General features: G+C 50.0%; 1 tRNA gene and 2 rRNA genes. All 3 read left to right on the plus strand.

The window, feature by feature from the left end:
- Window positions 1–5: 5 nt before the first annotated feature.
- The 3 genes from JX304_RS04950 to JX304_RS04960 all read left to right on the plus strand — a co-directional run bounded on the left by JX304_RS04950 (window position 6) and on the right by JX304_RS04960 (window position 4,704).
- Window positions 6–1,553 (plus strand): 16S ribosomal RNA (locus tag JX304_RS04950).
- Window positions 1,554–1,606: 53 nt separating this feature from the next.
- Window positions 1,607–1,679: transfer RNA gene (locus JX304_RS04955), tRNA-Ala, on the plus strand.
- A gap of 123 nt (window positions 1,680–1,802) precedes the next feature.
- Window positions 1,803–4,704: ribosomal RNA gene (locus JX304_RS04960) — 23S ribosomal RNA — on the plus strand.
- The 16S and 23S rRNA genes sit together here with 1 tRNA gene alongside, the layout of an rRNA operon.
- Window positions 4,705–4,773 lie beyond the last annotated feature (69 nt).

Consider the following 4,773-nt stretch of genomic DNA (forward strand, 5'->3'; position numbering starts at 1 on the left):
ATTATTTTAATGAGAGTTTGATCCTGGCTCAGGATGAACGCTGGCGGCGTGCCTAATACATGCAAGTAGAACGCTGAAGGAAGGAGCTTGCTCTTTCTGGATGAGTTGCGAACGGGTGAGTAACGCGTAGGTAACCTGCCTCTTAGCGGGGGATAACTATTGGAAACGATAGCTAATACCGCATAAAAGTCGACATTGCATGATGTTGACTTGAAAGGTGCAAATGCATCACTAAGAGATGGACCTGCGTTGTATTAGCTAGTTGGTGAGGTAACGGCTCACCAAGGCGACGATACATAGCCGACCTGAGAGGGTGATCGGCCACACTGGGACTGAGACACGGCCCAGACTCCTACGGGAGGCAGCAGTAGGGAATCTTCGGCAATGGGGGGAACCCTGACCGAGCAACGCCGCGTGAGTGAAGAAGGTTTTCGGATCGTAAAGCTCTGTTGTAAGAGAAGAACGAGTGTGAGAGTGGAAAGTTCACACTGTGACGGTATCTTACCAGAAAGGGACGGCTAACTACGTGCCAGCAGCCGCGGTAATACGTAGGTCCCGAGCGTTATCCGGATTTATTGGGCGTAAAGCGAGCGCAGGCGGTTAGATAAGTCTGAAGTTAAAGGCTGTGGCTTAACCATAGTACGCTTTGGAAACTGTTTAACTTGAGTGCAGAAGGGGAGAGTGGAATTCCATGTGTAGCGGTGAAATGCGTAGATATATGGAGGAACACCGGTGGCGAAAGCGGCTCTCTGGTCTGTAACTGACGCTGAGGCTCGAAAGCGTGGGGAGCAAACAGGATTAGATACCCTGGTAGTCCACGCCGTAAACGATGAGTGCTAGGTGTTGGGTCCTTTCCGGGACTCAGTGCCGCAGCTAACGCATTAAGCACTCCGCCTGGGGAGTACGACCGCAAGGTTGAAACTCAAAGGAATTGACGGGGGCCCGCACAAGCGGTGGAGCATGTGGTTTAATTCGAAGCAACGCGAAGAACCTTACCAGGTCTTGACATCCCTCTGACCGCTCTAGAGATAGAGTTTTCCTTCGGGACAGAGGTGACAGGTGGTGCATGGTTGTCGTCAGCTCGTGTCGTGAGATGTTGGGTTAAGTCCCGCAACGAGCGCAACCCCTATTGTTAGTTGCCATCATTTAGTTGGGCACTCTAGCGAGACTGCCGGTAATAAACCGGAGGAAGGTGGGGATGACGTCAAATCATCATGCCCCTTATGACCTGGGCTACACACGTGCTACAATGGCTGGTACAACGAGTCGCGAGTCGGTGACGGCAAGCTAATCTCTTAAAGCCAGTCTCAGTTCGGATTGTAGGCTGCAACTCGCCTACATGAAGTCGGAATCGCTAGTAATCGCGGATCAGCACGCCGCGGTGAATACGTTCCCGGGCCTTGTACACACCGCCCGTCACACCACGAGAGTTTGTAACACCCGAAGTCGGTGAGGTAACCATTTGGAGCCAGCCGCCTAAGGTGGGATAGATGATTGGGGTGAAGTCGTAACAAGGTAGCCGTATCGGAAGGTGCGGCTGGATCACCTCCTTTCTAAGGAAAAGGAAACCTGTACGTTGGTCTTGTTTAGTTTTGAGAGGTCTTGTGGGGCCTTAGCTCAGCTGGGAGAGCGCCTGCTTTGCACGCAGGAGGTCAGCGGTTCGATCCCGCTAGGCTCCATTAACACTTTAAGGGTGTTAAGTTTGAACATTGAAAATTGAATATCTATATCAAATAGTAACAAGAAAATAAACCGAAACGCTGTAAATATTTAAAGAGTTTAGGTCGTAAGACCAAAAATAAGGTTAAGTTAATAAGGGCGCACGGTGGATGCCTTGGCACTAGAAGCCGAAGAAGGACGTGACAAACGACGAAATGCTTTGGGGAGCTGTAAGTAAGCGACGATCCAGAGATGTCCGAATGGGGGAACCCACTAGCTAATGGCTAGTACTCCTATCTGTTAAGGATAGGTAGAGGAAGACGCAGTGAACTGAAACATCTAAGTAGCTGCAGGAAGAGAAAGCAAAAGCGATTGCCTGAGTAGCGGCGAGCGAAACGGCAGGAGGGCAAACCGAAGAGTTTACTCTTCGGGGTTGTAGGACTGCAATGTGGACTTAAAGATTATAGAAGAATGACATGGGAAGGTCAGCCAAAGAGAGTAAGAGCCTCGTAATCGAAATAGTCTTTATACCTAGCAGTATCCTGAGTACGGCGAGACACGTGGAATCTCGTCGGAATCTGGGAGGACCATCTCCCAACCCTAAATACTCTCTAGTGACCGATAGTGAACCAGTACCGTGAGGGAAAGGTGAAAAGCACCCCGGGAGGGGAGTGAAATAGAACCTGAAACCGTGTGCCTACAACAAGTTCGAGCCCGTTAATGGGTGAGAGCGTGCCTTTTGTAGAATGAACCGGCGAGTTACGATATGATGCGAGGTTAAGTTGAAGAGACGGAGCCGTAGGGAAACCGAGTCTGAATAGGGCGGATTAGTATTATGTCGTAGACCCGAAACCATGTGACCTACCCATGAGCAGGTTGAAGGTGAGGTAAAACTCACTGGAGGACCGAACCAGGGCACGTTGAAAAGTGCTTGGATGACTTGTGGGTAGCGGAGAAATTCCAAACGAACTTGGAGATAGCTGGTTCTCTCCGAAATAGCTTTAGGGCTAGCGTCGACATTGAGATTCTTGGAGGTAGAGCACTGTTTGGGTGAGGGGTCCATCCCGGATTACCAATCTCAGATAAACTCCGAATGCCAAAGAATTATGGTCGGCAGTCAGACTGCGAGTGCTAAGATCCGTAGTCGAAAGGGAAACAGCCCAGACCACCAGCTAAGGTCCCAAAATAATTGTTAAGTGGAAAAGGATGTGGGGTTGCACAGACAACTAGGATGTTAGCTTAGAAGCAGCTATTCATTCAAAGAGTGCGTAATAGCTCACTAGTCGAGTGACCCTGCGCCGAAAATGTACCGGGGCTAAAACAATTTACCGAAGCTGTGGATACCTATATAGGTATGGTAGGAGAGCGTTCTATGTGTGGAGAAGGTGTACCGTGAGGAGCGCTGGAACGCATAGAAGTGAGAATGCCGGTATGAGTAGCGAAAGACAGGTGAGAATCCTGTCCACCGTAAGACTAAGGTTTCCAGGGGAAGGCTCGTCCGCCCTGGGTTAGTCGGGACCTAAGGAGAGACCGAAAGGTGTATCCGATGGACAACAGGTTGATATTCCTGTACTAGAGTATGTAGTGAAGGAGGGACGCAGAAGGCTAACTAAAGCGTGCGACTGGAAGTGCACGTCTAAGCAGTGAGGTGTGAATTGAGTTAAATGCTTAATTCTATAACATTGAGCTGTGATGGGGAGCGAAGTTTAGTAGCGAAGTTAGTGATGTCACACTGCCAAGAAAAGCTTCTAGCGATAATCATACTCTACCCGTACCGCAAACCGACACAGGTAGTCGAGGCGAGTAGCCTCAGGTGAGCGAGAGAACTCTCGTTAAGGAACTCGGCAAAATGACCCCGTAACTTCGGGAGAAGGGGTGCTGGCTTAAAGTCAGCCGCAGTGAATAGGCCCAAGCAACTGTTTATCAAAAACACAGCTCTCTGCTAAATCGTAAGATGATGTATAGGGGGTGACGCCTGCCCGGTGCTGGAAGGTTAAGAGGAGTGCTTAGCGGTAACGCGAAGGTATGAATTGAAGCCCCAGTAAACGGCGGCCGTAACTATAACGGTCCTAAGGTAGCGAAATTCCTTGTCGGGTAAGTTCCGACCCGCACGAAAGGCGTAATGATTTGGGCACTGTCTCAACGAGAGACTCGGTGAAATTTTAGTACCTGTGAAGATGCAGGTTACCCGCGACAGGACGGAAAGACCCCATGGAGCTTTACTGCAGTTTGATATTGAGTGTCTGTGCCACATGTACAGGATAGGTAGGAGCCATAGAGATCGGGACGCCAGTTTCGATGGAGGCGTTGTTGGGATACTACCCTTGTGTTATGGCCACTCTAACCCGGATAGGTGATCCCTATCGGAGACAGTGTCTGACGGGCAGTTTGACTGGGGCGGTCGCCTCCTAAAAGGTAACGGAGGCGCCCAAAGGTTCCCTCAGAATGGTTGGAAATCATTCGCAGAGTGTAAAGGTATAAGGGAGCTTGACTGCGAGAGCAACAACTCGAGCAGGGACGAAAGTCGGGCTTAGTGATCCGGTGGTTCCGTATGGAAGGGCCATCGCTCAACGGATAAAAGCTACCCTGGGGATAACAGGCTTATCTCCCCCAAGAGTTCACATCGACGGGGAGGTTTGGCACCTCGATGTCGGCTCGTCGCATCCTGGGGCTGTAGTCGGTCCCAAGGGTTGGGCTGTTCGCCCATTAAAGCGGCACGCGAGCTGGGTTCAGAACGTCGTGAGACAGTTCGGTCCCTATCCGTCGCGGGCGTAGGAAATTTGAGAGGATCTGCTCCTAGTACGAGAGGACCAGAGTGGACTTACCGCTGGTGTACCAGTTGTCTCGCCAGAGGCATCGCTGGGTAGCTATGTAGGGAAGGGATAAACGCTGAAAGCATCTAAGTGTGAAACCCACCTCAAGATGAGATTTCCCATGATTTTATATCAGTAAGAGCCCTGAGAGAAGATCAGGTAGATAGGTTAGGAGTGGAAGTTGTGTGAGCAATGGAGCGGACTAATACTAATAGCTCGAGGACTTATCCAAATTAACTGAGGATATTTACAGAGGTTTAGAAATTTGTTAGAATATAGATATTCAATTTTGAATGTTTAA

The organism is Streptococcus parasanguinis (assembly GCF_901875555.1).
GTDB lineage: Bacteria > Bacillota > Bacilli > Lactobacillales > Streptococcaceae > Streptococcus > Streptococcus parasanguinis_H.